Source organism: Pseudomonas sp. MWU12-2319 (genome assembly GCF_023242525.1).
Classification (GTDB): Bacteria; Pseudomonadota; Gammaproteobacteria; order Pseudomonadales; family Pseudomonadaceae; genus Aquipseudomonas; species Aquipseudomonas gingeri_D.
Map to the genome: position 1 here is coordinate 280460 of NZ_JALJES010000007.1, position 21772 is coordinate 302231.

Genomic DNA, 21772 nt, shown 5'->3' on the forward strand with positions numbered 1-21772 from the left:
CCTATGCGTGATCCAGCTGCCACCGCCCCAGAAAACCTGCGCGTCATCGTCGGCATGTCCGGCGGCGTAGACTCTTCCGTTTCCGCCGTACTGCTGATGGAGCAGGGTTACCAGGTGGAAGGCCTGTTCATGAAGAACTGGGAAGAAGACGACGGAACGGAGTACTGCACCGCCATGGACGACCTGGCGGACGCCCAGGCCGTGTGCGACAAGATCGGCATCAAGCTGCACACCGCCAACTTCGCCGCCGAATACTGGGACAACGTGTTCGAACACTTCCTGGCCGAATACAAGGCCGGACGCACGCCGAACCCGGACATCCTCTGCAACCGCGAAATCAAGTTCAAGGCGTTCCTCGACTACGCCCTGATGCTGGGTGCCGACCTGATTGCCACCGGCCATTACGTACGTCGCCGCGACATCGACGGCCGCACCGAACTGCTCAAGGGCCTGGACCCGAACAAGGACCAGAGCTACTTCCTCCACGCCGTCGGCGGCGAACAGATCGCCAAGACCCTGTTCCCGGTCGGCGAACTGGAAAAGCCCGCAGTGCGCGCCATTGCCGAGAAACACGAACTGACCACGGCGAAGAAGAAGGACTCCACCGGTATCTGCTTTATCGGCGAACGGCGCTTCAGCGACTTCCTCAAGCAGTACCTGCCGGCCCAGCCGGGTGAGATCAAGACCACCGAAGGCGAAGTCATCGGTCGTCACCACGGCCTGATGTACCACACCATCGGCCAGCGCCAGGGCCTGGGCATCGGCGGCCTGAAGGACGCCGGCGACGAGCCGTGGTACGTGCTGCTCAAGGACCTGGAGCACAACGAACTGATCGTCGGCCAGGGCAACGAGCACCCATGGCTGTTTTCCCGCGCCCTGCTCGCTTCCGAGATCTACTGGGTCAACCCGGTGGACCTGAGCGTGCCACGCAAGCTGACGGCCAAGGTTCGTTATCGCCAAAGCGACCAGTCCTGCACCCTGGAACAGACCGAAAACGGCTATCGCGCCGTGTTCGATGAACCCCAGCGCGCGGTGACCCCGGGACAGTCCGTGGTGTTCTACGACGGTGAGGTCTGCCTCGGTGGCGGCGTGATCGAAGTCGCCGAGCCCTGGACGTTCAAGGAACAGCGCCCATGAGCCCGACCCAGGAGCAACTGACGGCGCTGGGCGGTGTGTTTCTCGCCGCGGTGCTGGTGGACAAGATCGCCAAGAGCGGCCAGTCCAGCGAAGCCGGCTTGAGCTGCATGCTCAACAGCCTGCTGGTGCGCGACCCCAAGGACACCCTGGAAGTCTATGGTGGCGACGACCTCCAACTGCGCGACGGCTACCGCGCGCTGATCGGTGCCCTGGAGCGCGACCCCAGCGCCCTGCAACGCGAACCGCTGCGCTACGCCCTGTCGATGCTCGGCCTCGAGCGCCAGTTGGCCAAGCGTGATGACTTGCTGGAGATCATCGGCAAGCGCCTGCCGCAGATCCAGTCCCAGGTCGAGCATTTCGGCCCGTCCCACGAAAACGTCGTGGCTGCCTGCGGCGCCCTCTACCAGGACACCCTGAGCACCCTGCGCCAGCGTATCCAGGTGCACGGCGACATGCGCAACCTGCAACAACCGAGCAACGCCTCGAAGATCCGCGCCCTGCTCCTGGCCGGTATCCGCTCGGCGCGCCTGTGGCGACAACTGGGTGGCCATCGCTGGCAACTGGTGGTCAGCCGGCGCAAGCTGCTCAAGGAACTCTACCCGCTGATGCACAGCGCCTAGGCGCCGTTATCCGCGAAAAGCGCAAGACGCCGGTCGGTTGGCAACAGACCGGCGAGTATTTTCATGTATGATACGCGCCCCATTTCGTTGCCCGACTGTCCGAGAACACCCCATGCAGCTTTCTTCGCTCACTGCGGTTTCCCCTGTTGACGGCCGCTACGCCGGCAAAACCCAGGCCCTGCGCCCAATTTTCAGCGAATACGGCCTGATCCGTGCACGCGTGCTGGTGGAAGTGCGCTGGCTCCAGCGCCTGGCCGCCCACGCCCAGATAAGCGAAGTTCCGGCCTTTTCCGCCGAAGCCAACGCGGTCTTGAACACCCTCGCCGAGAACTTTTCCCTGGAACACGCCGAGCGTGTGAAGGAGATCGAGCGCACCACCAACCACGACGTCAAAGCCATTGAGTACCTGCTCAAGGAACAGGCCGCCAAGCTGCCTGAACTGGCCAACGTCAGCGAATTCATCCACTTCGCCTGCACCAGCGAGGACATCAACAACCTGTCCCACGCCCTGATGCTGCGCGAAGGCCGTGACGACGTGCTGCTGCCGCTGATGCGCCAGATCGCCGAATCCATCCGCGAACTGGCCCAGCGCTTCGCCGCCGTGCCGATGCTCTCGCGCACCCACGGTCAGCCAGCCTCGCCGACCACCCTGGGCAAGGAACTGGCGAACGTCGTTTACCGCCTGGAGCGCCAGATCGCCCAGGTCGCCGCCGTGCCGCTGCTGGGCAAGATCAACGGTGCCGTGGGCAACTACAACGCCCACCTGTCGGCCTACCCGCAGATCGACTGGGAAGAAAACGCCCGCGCCTTTATCGAAGACGAGCTGGGCCTGGGCTTCAACCCCTACACCACCCAGATCGAGCCGCACGACTACATTGCCGAGCTGTTCGACGCGATCGCGCGCTTCAACACCATCCTGATCGACTTCGACCGCGATATCTGGGGCTACATCTCCCTGGGCTACTTCAAGCAGCGCACCATTGCCGGCGAAATCGGTTCCTCGACCATGCCGCACAAGGTCAACCCGATCGACTTCGAAAACTCCGAAGGCAACCTGGGTATCGCCAACGCGCTGTTCCAGCACCTGGCCAGCAAGCTGCCGATCTCCCGCTGGCAGCGTGACCTGACCGACTCCACCGTGCTGCGCAACCTCGGCGTCGGCTTCGCCCACAGCGTCATTGCTTACGAAGCCAGCCTCAAGGGCATCAGCAAGCTGGAGCTCAACGAGCAGAAAATCGCCGCCGACCTGGACGCCTGCTGGGAAGTCCTGGCCGAGCCGATCCAGACCGTCATGCGTCGCTACAACATCGAAAACCCGTACGAAAAACTGAAAGAACTGACCCGCGGCAAGGGCATCAGCCCAGAAGCACTGCAGACTTTCATCGACGGCCTCGAGATGCCCGCGGACGCCAAGGCCGAGCTGAAAAAGCTCACCCCGGCCAACTACATCGGCAACGCCGTGGCCCAGGCCCAGCGTATCTGATCGCGCCGTACCCGCTCTGAACGCCCGGCTGAGCCGGGCGTTTTTATTCCAGCCTTAAAAATGCTTTTTTTCAATAGGTTACACATGAATCCTGATACTCCTCTGCAACTTCTGGGCGGCATCACCGCCCGGGAATTCCTGCGCGACTACTGGCAGAAGAAACCCCTGCTGATCCGTCAGGCCATTCCGGATTTCGAAAGCCCGATCGACGCCGATGAACTGGCCGGCCTGGCCCTGGAAGAAGAAGTCGAATCGCGCCTGATCATCGAGCACGGCGAACGCCCCTGGGAACTGCGCCGCGGCCCGTTCGCCGAAGACGCCTTCAGCCAACTGCCGGAGCGTGAGTGGACCCTGCTGGTGCAGGCCGTGGACCAGTTCGTCCCGGAAGTCGCCGAACTGCTGGAGCACTTCCGCTTCCTGCCGAGCTGGCGCATCGACGACGTGATGATCAGCTTTGCCGCGCCCGGCGGCAGCGTCGGTCCGCACTTCGACAACTACGATGTGTTCCTGCTTCAGGGCCACGGCAAGCGCAACTGGAAAATCGGCCAGATGTGCGATTCCGCCAGCCCGCTGCTGGAACACGCCGACCTGCGCATCCTCGCCGAATTCGAGGAAACCGCCGAGTGGACCCTGGAACCCGGCGACATGCTCTACCTGCCGCCGCGCCTGGCCCATTGTGGCGTGGCCGTGGATGACTGCATGACCTATTCGGTCGGCTTCCGTGCACCGAGCGCCGCCGAAGTGCTGACCCACTTCACCGACTTCCTCGCCCAGTTCCTGCCGGACGAAGAGCGCTACACCGACGCCGACGCACAGCCGGTAGCCGATCCGCACCAGATCCAGCACGACGCCCTCGACCGCCTGAAAAGCCTGCTGGCCGAGCATATGAGCGACGAACGCCTGCTGCTGACCTGGTTCGGCCAGTTCATGACCGAGCCGCGTTATCCGGAACTGGTGGTGGGCCCGGAACTCGAAGAAGAAGACCTGCTCAGCGGCCTGCAGGATGGCGCGATCCTGATCCGCAACCCGAGCGCGCGCCTGGCCTGGTCCGAAGTCGACGACGACCTGCTGCTGTTCGCCAGCGGACAGAGCCGCCTGTTGCCAGGCAAACTGCGCGAGCTGTTGAAAATGATCTGTGCGGCCGATGCGCTGCACGCGGATAATCTGGCGCCATGGTTGGCCGATGAAGACGGCCGCAGCCTGCTGTGTCAGCTGGTCAAACAAGGAAGCCTGGGATTTGCCGATGAATAGAATTCACGTACGTGTCGCGGACTGGCAAAAGGATAACGCCGAGATTCGGCGCATTCGTGAGTCAGTGTTTATTGCCGAGCAGTCGGTTCCGCCGGAGCTGGAGTGGGACGCCGATGACAGTGGCGCCGTGCACTTCCTGGCCGTCGAGGGGGACTTCCCGATCGGCACCGCCCGGCTGTTGCCGGACGGCCATATCGGCCGGGTCTCGGTCCTCAAGGACTGGCGCGGGCTGAAGGTCGGTGACGCGCTGATGCAGGCGGTGATCGGCGAGGCCGAGAAACGTGGCCTCAAGCAACAGATGCTCAGTGCCCAGGTCCAGGCGACCCGGTTCTATGAGCGCCTGGGGTTCAGCATCGTCAGCGAGGAGTTTCTCGAAGCCGGGATTCCCCACGTCGACATGGTGCGCCACTCGGTTTAAAAGCCGGTGCTGCTGCGCAGCCATTCGCGGGCAAGCTCCGCTCCCACAATGTCCGTGCCCACTCACCCATCCTCGGTGTTGCATGGACCCTGTGGGAGCGGAGCTTGCCCGCGAAGACGCCAGCAAGAACACCGCAGAACGCCCCGCCATCCCCGATGCCGGGGCGTTTTGCCGTCCGCGATTCAACTTGACCCACCAATGGCCGAGAAACTGTCAAACTCAACCCATTGCCCAGTCCAACGCGGAGATAACGGACATGTCCCTACGCACCCTGCTCACCGGCCTGCTACTGAGCTGCACCCTCAGCGCCCAGGCCGCCACCGAAATCATTCCCCTGAACTACCGCACCAGCGCCGACCTGCTGCCGGTAGCCCAGGACTTTCTCGGCAAGGACGGCAAGGCCAGCGCCTACCAGAACCAACTGATCGTCAATGCGGAACCTTCCAAGATCAAGGAACTGCGTGACTTCCTCGGCCAACTCGACACCCCGGCCAAGCGCCTGCTGATCAGCGTCGACACCAGCGAAAACAACGACCAGAACAACGGCTACACGATCAACGGCCAGAACCAGACCCGCGTCATCAACTATGGCACCGCCAGTCGCGACGGCGGCATCCAGCAGGTGCAGACCGTCGAAGGCACCCCGGCGCTGATCCAGGTCGGCCAGAGCGTACCGCTGACCACCGCCATCAGCACCAACCAGACCCAGGGTAACGGCTCGAACCAGAATCAGAACCCCAATCAACAGCCCCTGACGCAGATCCAGAGCCAATACCGCAACGTGACCCAGGGTTTCTACGTCACCGCCAGCGTCACCGGCGACATCGTTCACCTGTCCATCAGTACCAATCGTGACCGGATCAGCCAGGAGCGTCAGGATGTAGTGAACGTGCAAAGCACCGACACAACCGTCAGCGGGCGCCTGGGCGAGTGGATCACCCTGGCCGGCGTCAATGGCCAGAGCCAGGCCGACCGACAGGCGCTAACCCGCAGCTACTCGACCTCTGGGCGTAACGACATGACTTTGCGGGTGAAAGTCGACAGCCTGGACTAAAGCACCAAAAACTGACCGACGAGTCGTATTAGACTAAAGATGTAGTGCCTGAAAAAAAGCACTACAAAATGTTTGACGAGCCAAAAAACCGAAGGCATGATGGCCTCGCTCCCGCTAATCAGGGGCCCTGGCAAGGGCCTTCGGATCGCCGCTCTAACCTACCCACCTGAGCCGATTCGTGTCTGTACCGCCCACAAGGCGCGTTTGACGAGGTTGCGACTGGAACGAAGTTGTCCCGAGGGACGGAAGCGTAATAGGTAGAACGGCAAGATCCCTGAAGTCCGCACAAAGGCCCACGATGCCCCAATGCGCCCGACGGCTCGCCCTCGCCTCGCTCACTTCCCCCTTGAGCCCATCGTTCAATCGTCGCCTTCCCCGCCGAACCGCACCTGAGCGCCTAAGCTTCTGGTCAGCGAGCAGCCGTTTGCCCAAGCCTTCCCTTGAGCATTCGGCGGAGCAAGGAATTCTCCACCTAAGACCTATGCGACGAGGTTTATCTCCATGGCACTGACACGCGAACAGCAAATTGCAGCCCTTGAAAAAGACTGGGCTGAAAACCCGCGCTGGAAAGGCGTGACACGCACTTACTCCGCCGCTGACGTGGTCCGCCTGCGTGGCTCGGTTCAACCTGAGCACACCCTGGCCCGCATGGGCGCCGAGAAACTGTGGAACCTGGTGACCCAGGGCGCCAAGCCGTCCTTCCGTCCGGACAAGGATTTCGTCAACTGCATGGGCGCCCTGACCGGCGGCCAGGCCGTGCAACAAGTCAAGGCCGGGATCCAGGCGATCTACCTGTCGGGCTGGCAAGTGGCCGCGGACAACAACTCCGCAGAATCCATGTACCCCGACCAGTCGCTGTACCCGGTGGATTCCGTGCCGACCGTGGTCAAGCGCATCAACAACTCGTTCCGTCGCGCCGACCAGATCCAGTGGAAAGCCGGCAAGAACCCGGGCGATGAAGGCTACATCGACTACTTCGCGCCGATCGTGGCCGACGCTGAAGCCGGTTTCGGCGGCGTGCTGAACGCCTACGAGCTGATGAAGAGCATGATCGAAGCGGGCGCCGCCGGCGTGCACTTCGAAGACCAGCTGGCTTCCGTGAAAAAATGCGGCCACATGGGCGGCAAGGTACTGGTGCCGACCCAGGAAGCCGTGCAGAAGCTGACCGCTGCCCGTCTGGCCGCCGACGTTGCCGGTACGCCGACCATCATCCTGGCCCGCACCGACGCCAACGCCGCCGACCTGCTGACTTCGGATTGCGATCCGTACGACCAGCCATTCGTGACTGGCGAACGCACCCAGGAAGGTTTCTATAAAGTCCGCGCCGGCCTCGACCAGGCCATCGCCCGTGGTCTGGCCTACGCGCCGTACGCCGACCTGATCTGGTGTGAAACCGCCAAGCCGGACCTGGACGAAGCCCGTCGCTTCGCCGAGGCCATCAAGAAGGAATACCCGGACCAGCTGCTGTCCTACAACTGCTCGCCGTCCTTCAACTGGAAGAAGAACCTGGACGACGCGACCATCGCCAAGTTCCAGCGCGAACTGTCGGCCATGGGCTACAAACACCAGTTCATCACCCTGGCGGGTATCCACAACATGTGGCACAGCATGTTCAACCTGGCGCACGACTACGCCCGCAACGACATGACCGCCTACGTGAAGCTGCAGGAGCAGGAATTCGCCGACGCCTCGAAAGGCTACACCTTCGTCGCGCACCAGCAGGAAGTCGGCACCGGCTACTTCGACGACATGACCACCGTGATCCAGGGCGGCTCGTCCTCGGTGACCGCGCTGACCGGTTCGACCGAAGAAGAGCAGTTCCACTGAGTAAGCGAGCAAGCGGCCATTCCAGAGCGAAGCAGAACTAACTGGAATGCCTGAAGACCTGACGCCCCGACTGGTTCGGGGCGTTTTTTTACCCGCTGGAATCGTGCAAGTCATTGATCCAGAGCGGTATCAATTGCGACAAAAAGCGCTAAAACGACGCCCGACGCAACTTTCATCGCGCCGGCGTTTAAAGCCACTACACTTCCCTTCGCGGGCGACCACCAGCATTGGAGCGACCTAGATGATATCAATTATCATTCAATATTCACTTCGTTCATTACAATGCGGATAAAACATAATTAACAAAAAGGCCCCTAATGCCCACAGTACATGGCCTGCAAGCCATCGAGACCTCTACATGTCCTTATTCCAGCCAATAATTTCGCTATAGAAAATTTACTTGCCCGGTGTTTAGCCATAAAATCACCGGGATAGATTGCACTGCGACATATCGTCACTGCTTTTACTTCTTTATCACGCTCAGAGACCCTTGCGCTCTGTTAAGGATTACCCGCATGACCGAAGCGACCGGACTCATGGCCCACAACTGGGGCTTTGCCATTTTCCTGCTCGGCGTCGTCGGCCTCTGCGCCTTCATGCTCGGTCTTTCCAGCCTTCTCGGGTCAAAAGCCTGGGGACGCAGCAAAAACGAACCGTTCGAGTCCGGCATGCTACCCACCGGTAGCGCCCGCTTGCGGCTCTCCGCCAAATTCTATCTGGTCGCGATGTTGTTCGTGATCTTCGATATCGAAGCCCTCTTTCTCTTTGCATGGTCTGTGTCCGTCCGCGAAAGCGGCTGGACCGGATTCGTCGAAGCTCTCGTTTTCATAGCAATTCTGTTGGCAGGTCTTGTCTACCTTTACCGAGTGGGGGCGCTTGATTGGGCTCCGCAAGCTCGTCAGAAGCGGCAGGCGAAGCTGAAACAATGAGGCTTTGGCAATGCAATACAATCTCACTCGAATCGACCCGGATGCGCCTAACGAGCAGTACCCGATCGGCCAACGGGAAACCGTTTCCGATCCGTTAGAAGATCAAGTCCACAAAAACATCTACATGGGCAAGCTGGAAGACGTGCTGAACGGCGCGGTCAACTGGGGGCGTAAAAACTCCCTGTGGCCGTACAACTTCGGCTTGTCGTGCTGCTATGTGGAAATGACCACCGCCTTCACGGCGCCCCACGACATCGCCCGCTTCGGCGCCGAAGTTATCCGGGCATCGCCGCGCCAGGCGGATTTCATGGTTATTGCCGGTACCTGCTTCATCAAGATGGCGCCGATCATCCAGCGTCTCTACGAGCAAATGCTCGAGCCGAAGTGGGTCATCTCCATGGGTTCGTGCGCCAACTCCGGTGGCATGTACGACATCTACTCCGTGGTTCAAGGGGTGGACAAGTTCCTGCCCGTGGACGTCTACGTGCCTGGCTGCCCGCCCCGCCCCGAGGCTTTCCTGCAAGGCTTGATGCTGTTGCAGGAGTCGATTGGCCAGGAGCGTCGCCCACTTTCCTGGGTCGTCGGTGATCAAGGCGTATACCGCGCCGAGATGCCGTCGCAAAAGGAACAGCGCCGCGAACAGCGTATCCAGGTCACCAACCTGCGCAGCCCTGACGAAGTCTGATCCAGATCCGCTCTGTAAACAGAAACGAGAAGCTGGCTTCATTCTTTACGTTGACCCAAAGCGATAAGAAACCATGACTACAGGCAGTGCTCTGTACATCCCGCCTTACAAGGCTGACGACCAGGATGTGGTCGTCGAACTGAACAACCGTTTCGGCCCCGAGGCCTTTACCGCCCAGGCCACCCGCACCGGCATGCCGGTGCTGTGGGTGACCCGGGCCAAGCTCGTCGAAGTCCTGACCTTCCTGCGCAACCTGCCCAAGCCGTACGTCATGCTCTATGACCTGCACGGCGTGGACGAGCGTCTGCGCACCAAGCGCCAGGGCCTGCCGAGCGGCGCCGATTTCACCGTGTTCTATCACCTGATGTCGCTGGAACGTAACAGCGATGTGATGATCAAGGTCGCCCTTTCCGAAGGCGACCTGAGCATCCCGACCGTGACCGGTATCTGGCCAAACGCCAACTGGTACGAACGTGAAGTCTGGGACATGTTCGGCATCGATTTCCCCGGCCACCCGCACCTGTCGCGCATCATGATGCCGCCGACCTGGGAAGGTCACCCGCTGCGCAAGGACTTCCCGGCCCGTGCCACCGAGTTCGATCCGTTCAGCCTGACCCTGGCCAAGCAACAGTTGGAAGAAGAAGCCGCGCGCTTCCGTCCTGAAGACTGGGGCATGAAGCGTTCCGGCGCCAACGAGGACTACATGTTCCTCAACCTGGGCCCGAACCACCCTTCGGCCCACGGTGCCTTCCGGATCATCCTGCAACTGGACGGAGAAGAAGTCGTCGACTGCGTCCCGGACATCGGCTACCACCACCGTGGTGCCGAGAAAATGGCCGAGCGCCAGTCCTGGCACAGCTTCATCCCCTACACCGACCGTATCGACTACCTCGGCGGGGTGATGAACAACCTGCCGTACGTGCTCTCGGTCGAGAAGCTGGCCGGCATCAAGGTGCCGGACCGGGTCGACACCATCCGCATCATGATGGCCGAGTTCTTCCGGATCACCAGCCACCTGCTGTTCCTGGGGACCTATATCCAGGACGTCGGCGCCATGACCCCGGTGTTCTTCACCTTCACCGACCGCCAGCGCGCCTACAAGGTCATCGAAGCCATCACCGGCTTCCGCCTGCACCCGGCCTGGTACCGCATCGGCGGCGTCGCCCACGACCTGCCCCGTGGCTGGGACAAGCTGGTCAAGGAGTTCGTCGACTGGCTGCCAAAACGCCTAGACGAGTACACCAAGGCCGCCCTGCAGAACAGCATCCTCAAGGGTCGTACCGTCGGTGTCGCCGCCTACAACACCAAGGAAGCCCTGGAATGGGGCGTCACCGGTGCCGGCCTGCGTTCCACCGGTTGCGATTTCGACCTGCGTAAAGCGCGCCCGTACTCCGGCTACGAGAACTTCGAATTCGAAGTCCCGCTGGCGGCCAACGGCGACGCCTACGATCGCTGCATGGTGCGCGTCGAAGAGATGCGCCAGAGCATCAAGATCATCGACCAGTGCCTGCGCAACATGCCGGAAGGCCCGTACAAGGCGGATCACCCGCTGACCACGCCGCCACCGAAAGAGCGCACGTTGCAGCACATCGAGACCCTGATCACGCACTTCCTGCAAGTTTCGTGGGGCCCGGTGATGCCGGCCAACGAATCCTTCCAGATGATCGAAGCGACCAAGGGCATCAACAGTTATTACCTGACGAGCGACGGCGGCACCATGAGCTACCGTACCCGGATCCGCACCCCAAGCTTCCCCCATCTGCAACAGATCCCTTCGGTGATCAAAGGCAGCATGGTCGCGGACTTGATCGCGTACCTGGGTAGTATCGACTTCGTTATGGCCGACGTGGACCGCTAAGCATGAACAGCCCGCTTATCCAGACAGACCGTTTCGCCCTCAGCGAAACCGAGCGCTCGGCCATCGAGCACGAGTTGCATCACTACGAGGACCCGCGCGCGGCGTCCATCGAAGCCCTGAAGATCGTCCAGAAGGAACGTGGCTGGGTGCCTGACGGCGCGCTCTACGCCATCGGCGAGATCCTCGGCATTCCGGCCAGCGACGTCGAAGGCGTCGCGACCTTCTACAGCCAGATCTTCCGCCAGCCGGTGGGTCGTCACATCATTCGCGTCTGCGACAGCATGGTCTGCTACATCGGCGGCCACGAGTCGGTGGTCGGCGAAATCCAGAGCAAGCTCGGCATCGGCCTGGGTCAAACCACCGCCGACGGTCGCTTCACCCTGCTGCCCGTCTGCTGCCTCGGCAACTGCGACAAGGCCCCGGCGCTGATGATCGATGACGACACCTTCGGCGACGTCCAGCCTGCTGGCGTTGCCAAACTGCTGGAGGGCTACGTATGACCCTGACTTCCTTCGGCCCTGCCAACCGCATTGCGCGTTCGGCAGAAACCCACCCGCTGACCTGGCGCCTGCGTGATGACGCCGAGCCCGTGTGGCTCGACGAATACCAGGCCAAGGACGGCTATGCCGCCGCCCGCAAGGCCTTCGCCGACATGGCCACGGACGATATCGTCCAGACCGTGAAGGACGCCGGTCTCAAGGGTCGCGGTGGTGCAGGCTTCCCCACCGGGGTGAAGTGGGGCCTGATGCCCAAAGACGAATCCATGAACATCCGCTACCTGCTGTGCAACGCGGATGAAATGGAACCCAATACCTGGAAAGACCGCATGCTGATGGAGCAACTGCCCCATCTGCTGATCGAAGGCATGCTGATCAGCGCCCGCGCGCTGAAAACCTACCGGGGCTACATCTTCCTGCGTGGCGAATACGTCACCGCCGCCAAGCACCTCAACCGTGCGGTGGAAGAAGCCAAGGCAGCGGGCCTGCTGGGCAAGAACATCCTGGGCAGCGGCTTCGACTTCGAGCTGTTCGTCCACACCGGCGCCGGGCGTTATATCTGCGGTGAAGAAACCGCGCTGATCAACTCCCTCGAAGGCCGTCGCGCCAACCCGCGCTCCAAGCCGCCCTTCCCCGCTGCCGTCGGCGTCTGGGGCAAGCCGACCTGCGTGAACAACGTCGAGACCCTGTGCAACGTGCCGGCAATCATCGGCAACGGCATCGACTGGTACAAATCCCTCGCCCGCGAAGGCAGCGAAGACCACGGCACCAAGCTGATGGGCTTCTCCGGCAAAGTGAAGAACCCTGGCCTGTGGGAACTGCCGTTCGGCATCACCGCCCGCGAGCTGTTCGAAGACTACGCCGGCGGCATGCGCGATGGCTTCAAGCTCAAGTGCTGGCAGCCCGGCGGCGCCGGTACCGGTTTCCTCCTGCCCGAACACCTGGAAGCGCAAATGTACGCCGGCGGCATCGGCAAGGTCGGCACCCGTATGGGCACCGGCCTGGCCATGGCGGTGGACGACAGCGTCAACATGGTTTCGCTGCTGCGCAACATGGAAGAGTTCTTCGCCCGTGAGTCGTGCGGTTTCTGCACCCCTTGCCGCGATGGCCTGCCGTGGAGCGTCAAGCTGCTGCGCGCGCTGGAGAACGGCGAAGGCCAGGCCGGCGACATCGAGACCCTGCTGGGTCTGGTCGGTTTCCTCGGCCCGGGCAAGACCTTCTGTGCTCACGCACCGGGTGCCATCGAGCCATTGGGCAGCGCCATCAAGTATTTCCGTCCGGAGTTCGAGGCTGGCATCGCACGTAAAAGTGCAGCCGTCCCGCCTTTGGCGCGGCCGATCGTAGTCGGCGCATAACGTATCGAAAGGGAGGGCGGTCCGTGCCGCCCTCTTGCTCGCCTGAAGACGCACTTGTGATGCGCCAGGCGAGGACCAGGATTCCATTAGCCACGCCCGCGGACGCGGGCCAACGAAGAACTTTGAACCATGGCCACTATCCACGTAGACGGCAAAGCGCTCGAAGTCGATGGGGCAGACAACCTGTTACAGGCGTGTCTGTCGCTAGGCCTCGACATCCCTTATTTCTGCTGGCACCCCGCGCTCGGTAGCGTCGGTGCCTGTCGCCAGTGCGCGGTCAAGCAGTTCAACGACGAGAACGACAAGCGTGGTCGTATCGTCATGTCCTGCATGACCCCGGCTTCCGACGGCAGCTGGATTTCCATCGACGACGAGGAAGCGAAAGTCTTCCGCGCCAGCGTCGTCGAATGGCTGATGACCAACCACCCGCACGACTGCCCGGTCTGCGAGGAAGGCGGTCACTGCCACCTGCAAGACATGACCGTGATGACCGGCCACAACGAGCGCCGTTATCGCTTCACCAAGCGTACCCACCAGAACCAGCAACTGGGCCCGTTCATTTCCCACGAGATGAACCGCTGCATCGCCTGCTATCGCTGCGTGCGCTTCTACAAGGACTACGCCGGCGGTACTGACCTCGGTGTGTTCGGTGCCCACGACAACGTGTACTTCGGTCGCGTCGAAGACGGCACCCTGGAAAGCGAATTCTCCGGCAACCTCACCGAGGTCTGCCCGACCGGTGTGTTCACCGACAAGACCCACTCCGAGCGCTACAACCGCAAGTGGGACATGCAGTTCTCGCCGAGCATCTGCCATGGCTGCTCCAGCGGTTGCAACATCAGCCCGGGCGAACGCTACGGTGAACTGCGTCGGATCGAAAACCGCTTCAACGGTTCGGTCAACCAGTACTTCCTCTGCGACCGTGGCCGTTTCGGCTATGGCTACGTCAACCGCGAAGACCGCCCACGTCAGCCACTGCTGGCCAACGGCGCCAAGCTGAGCCTGGACGAAGCCCTGGATAAGGCCGCCGAGCTGCTGCGCGGTCGCAATATCGTCGGTATCGGCTCGCCCCGCGCCAGCCTCGAAAGCAACTTCGCCCTGCGCGAACTGGTGGGTGCCGAGCACTTCTACTCGGGCATCGAAGCCGCCGAGCTGGAGCGTATCCGCCTGGTCCTGCAAGTCCTGAACGACAGCCCGCTGCCGGTTCCGAACATGCGCGACATCGAAGACCACGACGCCGTGTTCGTCCTCGGTGAAGACCTGACCCAGACCGCCGCGCGCATGGCCCTGGCCCTGCGCCAGTCGGTCAAGGGCAAGGCCGAGGACATGGCCGACGCCATGCGTGTCCAGCCTTGGCTCGACGCCGCGGTGAAGAACATTGGCCAGCACGCGCTGAACCCGCTGTTTATCGCCAGCCTCGCTGAAACCAAGCTAGACGATATCGCCGAAGAGTGCGTGCACGCCGCGCCCGACGACCTGGCCCGCATCGGTTTCGCCGTGGCCCACGCCCTCGACGCCAGCGCCCCGGCCGTCGAAGGCCTGGACGCTGAAGCCCAGGCACTGGCCCAACGCATTGCCGACGCCCTGCTGGCGGCCAAGCGCCCACTGATCATCGCCGGCACCTCCCTGGGTTCCAAGGCGCTGATCGAAGCCGCGGCCAACATCGCCAAGGCCTTGAAGCTGCGCGAGAAGAACGGTTCCATCAGCCTGATCGTGCCGGAAGCCAACAGCCTGGGCCTGGCCATGTTCGGTGGCGAGTCCCTGGACGCTGCCCTGCAAGCGGTGATCGACGGCAAGGCCGACGCCATCGTCGTGCTGGAAAACGATCTGTACACCCGCACCGACAAGGCCAAGGTCGACGCCGCACTGAACGCTGCGAAAGTCGTGATCGTTGCCGACCACCAGAAAACCGCCACCAGCGACCGCGCCCACCTGGTTCTGCCAGCCGCCAGCTTCGCCGAAGGCGACGGCACCCTGGTCAGCCAGGAAGGCCGTGCCCAGCGTTTCTTCCAGGTCTTCGATCCGAAGTACCTCGATGCGAGCATCCTGGTTCACGAAGGCTGGCGCTGGCTGCATGCCCTGCGCGCGACCCTGCTGAACCAGCCGATCGACTGGACCCAACTGGACCACGTCACCGCCGCCTGCGCTTCGAGCACCCCGCAACTGGCCCGTATCGTCGACGCAGCCCCTTCCGCCGCGTTCCGCATCAAGGGCATGAAACTGGCCCGTGAACCGCTGCGTTACTCCGGCCGGACCGCCATGCGCGCCAATATCAGCGTGCACGAGCCGCGTACCTCCCAGGACGTCGACACCGCGTTCGCCTTCTCCATGGAAGGTTACTCGGGCTCCGTCGAACCACGCCAACAGGTGCCGTTCGCCTGGTCGCCGGGCTGGAACTCGCCGCAGGCCTGGAACAAGTTCCAGGACGAAGTCGGTGGTCATATCCGCGCTGGCGACCCAGGCACCCGCCTGATCGAAAGCCAGGGCGATTCGCTGAACTGGTTCGCCAACGTGCCACGCGCCTTCAACCCGGCCCAGGGTACCTGGCAAGTGGTGCCGTTCTTCCACCTGTTCGGCAGCGAGGAAACCTCCTCGAAAGCCGCTCCGGTACAAGAGCGCATCCCGGCCGCCTACGTGTCGCTGGCCAAGTCCGAAGCCGATCGCCTGGGCGTCAACGACGGTGCCCTGCTCAGCTTGAACGTTGCAGGCCAGACCCTGCGTCTGCCGCTGCGGATCAACGAAGAGCTGGGCGCTGGCCTGGTGGCCTTGCCGGCCGGCCTGGCGGGCATTCCTCCGGCGATCTTTGGCAAATCCGTTGACGGTCTGCAGGAGGCAGCTCAATGACCTGGTTCACCCCTGAAGTGATCGACGTGATCCTCTCGGTCGTCAAGGCCATCGTGGTGCTGCTGGCCGTGGTGGTCTGCGGCGCCTTGCTGAGCTTTGTCGAACGTCGCCTGCTGGGCTGGTGGCAGGACCGCTACGGTCCGAACCGCGTCGGCCCGTTCGGCATGTTTCAGATCGCCGCCGACATGCTGAAGATGTTCTTCAAGGAAGACTGGACGCCACCGTTTGCCGACAAGGTGATCTTCACCCTGGCACCGGTGGTGGCCATGAGCGCCCTGCTGATCGCCTTCGCGGTCATCCCGATCACCCCGACCTGGGGTGTCGCGGACCTGAACATCGGCCTGCTGTTCTTCTTCGCCATGGCCGGTCTGTCGGTGTACGCGGTGCTGTTCGCCGGTTGGTCGAGCGCCAACAAGTACGCCTTGCTGGGCAGCTTGCGCGCCTCGGCCCAGACCGTGTCCTATGAAGTGTTCATGGGCCTGTCGCTGATGGGCATCGTGGTCCAGGTCGGCTCGTTCAACATGCGCGACATCGTCGAATACCAGGCTCAACACCTGTGGTTCGTGATCCCGCAGATCTTCGGTTTCCTGACCTTCTTCATCGCCGGCGTGGCCGTGACTCACCGTCACCCCTTCGACCAGCCGGAAGCGGAACAGGAACTGGCCGACGGTTACCACATTGAATATGCCGGCATGAAATGGGGCATGTTCTTCGTTGGCGAGTACATCGGCATCATCCTGATCTCGGCGTTGCTGGTCACCTTGTTCTTCGGTGGCTGGCACGGTCCGTTCGACATCCTGCCGCAACTGTCGTTCATCTGGTTCGCCCTGAAGACCGCGTTCTTCATCATGCTGTTCATCCTGTTGCGCGCTTCGATTCCGCGCCCACGCTATGACCAGGTGATGGACTTCAGCTGGAAATTCTGCCTGCCGCTGACCCTGATCAATTTGCTGGTGACCGCTGCGATCGTGTTGTTGAACACGCCTGCGGGCGCGGTTCAGTGAGGATTTGACCCATGTTCAAATATATTGGCGACATCGTTAAGGGTACTGGTACCCAGTTGCGAAGCCTGGTGATGGTTTTCGGCCACGGCTTCCGCAAGCGCGACACCCTGCAATACCCGGAAGAAGCGGTGTACCTGCCGCCGCGTTATCGCGGTCGTATCGTACTGACCCGCGACCCCGACGGCGAAGAACGCTGCGTGGCCTGCAACCTGTGCGCCGTGGCGTGCCCGGTGGGTTGCATCTCGCTGCAGAAAGCCGAAACCGACGACGGTCGTTGGTACCCGGAGTTCTTCCGCATCAACTTCTCGCGCTGCATTTTCTGCGGCCTCTGCGAGGAAGCCTGCCCGACCACTGCGATCCAGCTGACACCGGATTTCGAAATGGCCGAGTTCAAACGTCAGGACCTGGTGTACGAGAAAGAAGATCTGCTGATCTCCGGCCCCGGCAAGAACCCTGATTACAACTTCTATCGTGTTGCAGGGATGGCCGTTGCCGGGAAGCCGAAAGGCGCTGCCCAGAACGAAGCCGAGCCGATCAACGTGAAGAGCTTGCTGCCTTAAGGAAGAACGATGGAATTCGCTTTCTATTTCGCATCGGGTGTCGCTGTTCTGTCCACGCTGCGCGTGATCACCAACACCAACCCTGTGCATGCCCTGCTCTACCTGATTATCTCGCTGATTGCCGTGGCGATGACCTTCTTCAGCCTCGGTGCACCCTTTGCCGGTGCCCTGGAAGTGATCGCCTACGCCGGTGCCATCATGGTGCTGTTTGTGTTCGTGGTGATGATGCTGAACCTGGGGCCCGCCTCGGTGCTGCAAGAGCGCGACTGGCTCAAGCCGGGGATCTGGATCGGTCCGGTGATCCTCTGCGCCCTGCTGCTGGTCGAACTGCTCTATGTGCTGTTCAGCCACAGCAGCGGCGCGGCTCTCGGTCAAACCACCGTAGGCGCCAAGGCCGTGGGCATCAGCCTGTTCGGTCCGTACCTGCTGGTGGTCGAACTCGCCTCGATGCTGCTGCTCGCCGCAGCCATCACGGCATTCCACCTGGGCCGCAACGAGGCGAAGGAGTAATTCATGCCTGCTATCCCTTTGGAACATGGCCTGGCTGTCGCCGGTATCCTGTTCAGCCTCGGCCTGATCGGCCTGATGGTTCGCCGCAACATTCTCTTCGTGCTGATGAGCCTGGAGGTGATGATGAACGCCGCCGCCCTGGCCTTCATCGTCGCGGGCTCACGTTGGGCGCAGCCGGATGGACAGATCATGTTCATCCTGGTGATCAGCCTGGCAGCCGCCGAGGCCAGTATCGGCCTGGCGATCCTGCTGCAACTATATCGCCGCTTCCACACGCTCGATATCGACGCTGCCAGTGAGATGCGCGGATGAACATGATCTTTCTGACTTTCGTATTCCCCCTGATCGGTTTCCTGCTGCTGTCGTTCTCCCGTGGACGCCTCTCGGAAAACCTCTCGGCCCTGATCGGGGTCGGCTCCATCGGCCTGTCGGCCATCGTCGCCGCCTATGTGATCTGGCAATTCAACGTCGCGCCGCCCGAGGGTGGCCACTACACCCTGGTGCTGTGGCAGTGGATGTCGGTGGAGGGCTTTGCCCCCAACTTCGCCCTGTACGTCGACGGCCTGTCGATCACCATGCTCGGCGTGGTGGTCGGCGTGGGTTTCCTGATCCACCTGTTCGCCTCCTGGTACATGCGCGGTGAAGACGGTTACTCGCGCTTCTTCGCCTACACCAACCTGTTTATCGCCAGCATGCTGTTCCTGGTCCTGGGCGATAACCTGTTGTTCCTGTACTTCGGTTGGGAAGGCGTGGGCCTGTGCTCCTACCTGTTGATCGGTTTCTACTACAGCAACCGCAACAACGGTAACGCCGCCCTCAAGGCCTTTATCGTCACCCGTATCGGCGACGTGTTCATGGCCATCGGCCTGTTCATCCTGTTCACCCAGTTGGGCACGCTGAATATCCAGGAACTGCTGGTCAAGGCCCCTCAGCACTTCCAGGTCGGCGACTTCTGGATCGTCCTGGCGACCCTGATGCTGCTCGGTGGTGCGGTCGGTAAATCCGCGCAACTGCCGCTGCAGACCTGGCTGGCGGACGCGATGGCCGGTCCTACCCCGGTTTCGGCACTGATCCACGCCGCAACCATGGTGACCGCCGGTGTCTACCTGATCGCCCGTACCCACGGCCTGTTCACCCTGGCGCCGGATATCCTGCACCTGGTGGGCATCGTCGGTGGCGTGACCCTGGTCCTGGCCGGCTTCGCCGCCCTGGTCCAGACCGACATCAAGCGGATCCTCGCCTACTCGACCATGAGCCAGATCGGCTACATGTTCCTGGCCCTGGGCGTCGGTGCCTGGGAAGGCGCGATCTTCCACCTGATGACCCACGCCTTCTTCAAGGCCCTGCTGTTCCTCGCGTCCGGTGCGGTGATCGTCGCCTGCCATCACGAGCAGAACATCTTCAAGATGGGCGGCCTGTGGAAGAAACTGCCGTTGGCCTACGCCAGCTTCATCGTCGGTGGTGCCGCCCTGTCCGCCCTGCCGATCGTGACCGCCGGTTTCTACTCCAAGGACGAAATCCTCTGGGAAGCCTTCGCCAGCGGTAACCACAATCTGCTCTATGCAGGTCTGGTCGGCGCGTTCATGACGTCGCTCTACACCTTCCGCCTGATCTTCATCACCTTCCACGGTGAAGCCAAGACCGAAGCCCACGCCGGCCACGGGATTTCCCACTGGCTGCCACTGGGCGTGCTGATCGTGCTGTCGACCTTCGTCGGTGCCTGGATTCATCCGCCACTGGCCGGTGTCCTGCCGGAAAGCGCCGGTCATGCCGGCGGCGAAGCCAAGCACAGCCTGGAAATTGCCTCGGGTGCCATTGCCCTGGCCGGTATCCTGCTGGCTGCCGTGCTGTTCCTCGGCAAGCGTCGCTTCGTGACCGCGGTCGCCAACAGCGGCATCGGCCGTTTCCTCTCGGCCTGGTGGTTCGCCGCCTGGGGCTTCGACTGGATCTACGACAAGCTGTTCGTCAAGCCGTACCTGGCGATCAGTCATCTGCTGCGCAAAGACCCGCTCGACCAGACCATCGGCCTGATCCCGCGTATGGCCAAAGGCGGCAACACCGCCCTGAGCCGCACCGAGACCGGTCAGCTGCGCTGGTATGCCGCGTCGCTCGCCGCCGGTGCCGTCGTGGTGCTGGGCGCCATTGTGCTGGTAGCGGTCTGACTATGAACCTTGCGACATTGCGAAAGGAATTGAGCCCGTCATGATTCTGCCTTGGCTAATCCTGATCCCCTTTATCGGCGGCCTGCTGTGCTGGATGGGTGAGCGTTTCGGCTCCACCCTCCCCCGCTGGATTGCGCTGCTGACCATGTCCCTCGAACTCGCCCTCGGCCTCTGGCTGTGGGCCCACGGGGATTTCCATCTGGCACCGGCGCCTGGCGCCGCTCCGACCTTCGCGCTTGAGTTCAAGCACGTCTGGATCGAGCGCTTCGGCATCAACGTGCACCTGGCCCTCGACGGCCTGTCGCTGCTGATGATCCTGCTGACCGGCCTGCTGGGTATCCTTTCGGTACTCTGCTCGTGGAAAGAGATCCAGCGTCACGTGGGCTTCTTCCACCTGAACCTGATGTGGATCCTGGGCGGTGTCGTCGGCGTGTTCCTCGCCCTCGACCTGTTCATGTTCTTCTTCTTCTGGGAAATGATGCTGGTGCCGATGTACTTCCTCATCGCGCTCTGGGGTCACAGTTCTTCGGACGGCAAGAAAACCCGGATCTACGCGGCGACCAAGTTCTTCATCTTCACCCAGGCTTCCGGCCTGATCATGTTGGTGGCGATCCTCGGTCTGGTCCTGGTCAACTTCAACAACACCGGCGTGATTACCTTCAACTACGCCGACCTGTTGAAAACCAAGATGTCGCTGACCACCGAGTACATCCTGATGCTCGGCTTCTTCATCGCCTTCGCGGTGAAACTGCCGGTGGTGCCGTTCCACTCCTGGCTGCCGGACGCCCACGCCCAGGCGCCGACCGCAGGCTCCGTGGACCTGGCCGGTATCTTGCTGAAAACCGCCGCCTACGGTCTGTTGCGTTTCGCCCTGCCGTTGTTCCCGAATGCCTCGGCGGAATTCGCGCCGATTGCCATGACCCTGGGTCTGATCGGGATCTTCTACGGTGCATTCCTGGCCTTCGCCCAAACCGACATCAAGCGCCTGATCGCCTTCTCCAGCGTCTCGCACATGGGTTTCGTGCTGATCGGGATCTACTCCGGCAGCCAGCAGGCCCTGCAAGGCGCGGTGATCCAGATGCTCGCCCACGGTCTGTCGGCGGCGGCACTCTTTATCCTCAGCGGCCAGCTCTACGAGCGCACCCACACCCGCGATATGCGTGAAATGGGTGGCCTGTGGTCGAAGATCGCCTACCTGCCGGCCATCAGCCTGTTCTTCGCGGCCGCTTCCCTGGGCCTGCCGGGGACCGGCAACTTCGTCGGCGAGTTCCTGATCCTGATCGGCACCTTCGTCGCGGCACCGTGGATCACCGCGATTGCCACCTCGGGCCTGGTGTTCGGTTCGGTCTATTCGCTGATCATGATCCACCGTGCCTACTTCGGCCCGTCCAAATCCGATGCCGTGCTGCACGGCATGGATGGCCGCGAACTGATCATGGTGCTGGGACTGGCGGTACTGCTGATCTACATCGGCGTGTACCCGCAACCGTTCCTCGATACTTCCGCCGCCACCATGCATGGTGTGCAGCAGTGGATCGGCACCGCCTTCACTCAACTCGCTTCGGCCCGGTAAGAGCG

At 62.1% G+C, this 21772-nt stretch carries 19 protein-coding genes; all 19 read left to right on the plus strand.

Features of this window, described 5'->3' with window-relative positions:
• Window positions 1–3 precede the first annotated feature (3 nt).
• The 19 genes from mnmA to nuoM all read left to right on the plus strand — a co-directional run bounded on the left by mnmA (window position 4) and on the right by nuoM (window position 21767).
• Window positions 4–1137: a tRNA 2-thiouridine(34) synthase MnmA gene (mnmA, locus tag M5C01_RS14545; RefSeq protein WP_152739826.1), complete on the plus strand. Its 1134-nt coding sequence runs from the start codon at window positions 4–6 to the stop codon at window positions 1135–1137.
• The gene (hflD, locus tag M5C01_RS14550; RefSeq protein ID WP_103494152.1) at window positions 1134–1757 is read left to right on the plus strand and encodes a high frequency lysogenization protein HflD; all 624 of its coding nucleotides are present in this window, start codon (window positions 1134–1136) and stop codon (window positions 1755–1757) included. Before mnmA ends, hflD begins: the two co-directional genes overlap by 4 nt.
• A 112-nt stretch (window positions 1758–1869) precedes the next feature.
• The gene (gene purB, locus M5C01_RS14555; RefSeq protein ID WP_100940081.1) at window positions 1870–3240 is read left to right on the plus strand and encodes an adenylosuccinate lyase; all 1371 of its coding nucleotides are present in this window, start codon (window positions 1870–1872) and stop codon (window positions 3238–3240) included.
• 84 nt (window positions 3241–3324) lie between these two features.
• Window positions 3325–4491, plus strand: a complete 1167-nt coding sequence (locus M5C01_RS14560) for a cupin domain-containing protein (RefSeq protein ID WP_152739825.1) — start codon at window positions 3325–3327, stop codon at window positions 4489–4491.
• Window positions 4484–4909, plus strand: a complete 426-nt coding sequence (locus tag M5C01_RS14565) for a GNAT family N-acetyltransferase (protein WP_152739824.1) — start codon at window positions 4484–4486, stop codon at window positions 4907–4909. Before M5C01_RS14560 ends, M5C01_RS14565 begins: the two co-directional genes overlap by 8 nt.
• 256 nt (window positions 4910–5165) lie before the next feature.
• The gene (locus M5C01_RS14570) at window positions 5166–5963 is read left to right on the plus strand and encodes a secretin N-terminal domain-containing protein (RefSeq protein ID WP_152739823.1); all 798 of its coding nucleotides are present in this window, start codon (window positions 5166–5168) and stop codon (window positions 5961–5963) included.
• A gap of 501 nt (window positions 5964–6464) precedes the next feature.
• A complete protein-coding gene (aceA, locus tag M5C01_RS14575; protein ID WP_152739822.1) occupies window positions 6465–7790 on the plus strand; it encodes an isocitrate lyase in 1326 nt (441 codons plus the stop codon).
• A 515-nt stretch (window positions 7791–8305) separates the two neighbouring features.
• Window positions 8306–8719, plus strand: coding sequence for an NADH-quinone oxidoreductase subunit A (locus tag M5C01_RS14580; protein ID WP_010444610.1), 414 nt, complete (start codon window positions 8306–8308; stop codon window positions 8717–8719).
• Window positions 8720–8729: 10 nt separating this feature from the next.
• On the plus strand, window positions 8730–9404 hold the full coding sequence (locus tag M5C01_RS14585) for an NADH-quinone oxidoreductase subunit B (RefSeq protein WP_100940076.1): 675 nt from the start codon (window positions 8730–8732) through the stop codon (window positions 9402–9404).
• 73 nt (window positions 9405–9477) lie between these two features.
• Window positions 9478–11262 carry an NADH-quinone oxidoreductase subunit C/D gene (gene nuoC, locus M5C01_RS14590; protein WP_152739821.1) on the plus strand — a complete coding sequence of 595 codons (1785 nt, stop codon included), beginning with the start codon at window positions 9478–9480 and terminating at the stop codon, window positions 11260–11262.
• Window positions 11263–11264: 2 nt separating this feature from the next.
• Window positions 11265–11762, plus strand: a complete 498-nt coding sequence (gene nuoE, locus M5C01_RS14595) for an NADH-quinone oxidoreductase subunit NuoE (protein ID WP_040069325.1) — start codon at window positions 11265–11267, stop codon at window positions 11760–11762.
• Entirely contained in the window at window positions 11759–13114 is a 1356-nt protein-coding gene (gene nuoF, locus M5C01_RS14600) for an NADH-quinone oxidoreductase subunit NuoF (protein ID WP_152739820.1), read from the plus strand. The genes nuoE and nuoF overlap by 4 nt, the downstream gene beginning before the upstream one ends.
• 129 nt (window positions 13115–13243) lie before the next feature.
• Window positions 13244–15958 carry an NADH-quinone oxidoreductase subunit NuoG gene (gene nuoG / locus M5C01_RS14605; protein WP_103495048.1) on the plus strand — a complete coding sequence of 905 codons (2715 nt, stop codon included), beginning with the start codon at window positions 13244–13246 and terminating at the stop codon, window positions 15956–15958.
• Window positions 15955–16962, plus strand: coding sequence for an NADH-quinone oxidoreductase subunit NuoH (gene nuoH / locus M5C01_RS14610; protein WP_100940071.1), 1008 nt, complete (start codon window positions 15955–15957; stop codon window positions 16960–16962). Before nuoG ends, nuoH begins: the two co-directional genes overlap by 4 nt.
• Window positions 16963–16973: 11 nt before the next feature.
• Complete coding sequence (gene nuoI / locus M5C01_RS14615; protein WP_032627864.1) at window positions 16974–17522, plus strand: NADH-quinone oxidoreductase subunit NuoI; 549 nt, start codon at window positions 16974–16976, stop codon at window positions 17520–17522.
• Between the two features lie 9 nt (window positions 17523–17531).
• Window positions 17532–18032: an NADH-quinone oxidoreductase subunit J gene (nuoJ, locus tag M5C01_RS14620; protein WP_100940070.1), complete on the plus strand. Its 501-nt coding sequence runs from the start codon at window positions 17532–17534 to the stop codon at window positions 18030–18032.
• Window positions 18033–18035: 3 nt separating this feature from the next.
• Complete coding sequence (gene nuoK, locus M5C01_RS14625; RefSeq protein WP_100940069.1) at window positions 18036–18344, plus strand: NADH-quinone oxidoreductase subunit NuoK; 309 nt, start codon at window positions 18036–18038, stop codon at window positions 18342–18344.
• On the plus strand, window positions 18341–20194 hold the full coding sequence (gene nuoL / locus M5C01_RS14630; RefSeq protein ID WP_152739819.1) for an NADH-quinone oxidoreductase subunit L: 1854 nt from the start codon (window positions 18341–18343) through the stop codon (window positions 20192–20194). The genes nuoK and nuoL overlap by 4 nt, the downstream gene beginning before the upstream one ends.
• Window positions 20195–20234: 40 nt before the next feature.
• Window positions 20235–21767, plus strand: coding sequence for an NADH-quinone oxidoreductase subunit M (gene nuoM / locus M5C01_RS14635; RefSeq protein ID WP_103495045.1), 1533 nt, complete (start codon window positions 20235–20237; stop codon window positions 21765–21767).
• Window positions 21768–21772 lie beyond the last annotated feature (5 nt).